Below are 571 nucleotides of genomic sequence, written 5' to 3'. Positions count from 1 at the left end.
CTCGAAGAACGGCTCATGCAGCAACCCCACCGGCAGCGAACGCTCTGTGGCGTTCACCCCCGCCACCACCGCCACATGATCCGACGGGGTGGTCACCGGGCAGGCAGAGGTCCAGGCGGCCTCGTCGTCGCCGAGGGCCTCGACCAGCGACACGTACACGTCGAAGGCGGTGTCCAGGACCCCCTCCGGGAACAGCGCCTCCACCGCGTCCCAGCTGATCAGCAGCTTGCCGGCGATCTCCAGGACCTGGCAGTCGAGATGGACCTGGGGTGTCTGTGAGACACCACCGAGCAGCCTGCCGAGCCCGGGGAGCACTCCGTCGGGGCCGCCCGGCATCTCGTGGCCGAGCACGCTCGTGAAGACGACCGGCATGGAGGCGTGGGCCTGGCCGTGTTCGCGCGCCAGCTCACGGATCACGCGGACGCCGCCGAACGCGCGGTGCTCCAGATCCTGGAAGAGCTGCCGCTGCAGGGCCTGCGCGCGGGTCTCGAAGGAGTGCTCGCCGGAGGTGTCGACTTCGAGGAGGACGAGGTTGGTGAAGTCACCGATCAGCCGCTCGACATGCGGGTGG

At 69.5% G+C, this 571-nt stretch carries 1 pseudogene; it reads right to left on the bottom strand.

The features are described 5' to 3' along the window. A pseudogene (locus tag H0H10_RS02260) lies at window positions 1–571 on the bottom strand (non-ribosomal peptide synthetase); the annotation flags it as partial.

This window comes from Streptomyces griseicoloratus (assembly GCF_014534645.1).
GTDB lineage: Bacteria > Actinomycetota > Actinomycetes > Streptomycetales > Streptomycetaceae > Streptomyces > Streptomyces griseicoloratus.
The sequence above is the reverse complement of the archived record's forward strand: the minus strand, read 5'-3'. Positions and strand labels throughout refer to the sequence as shown.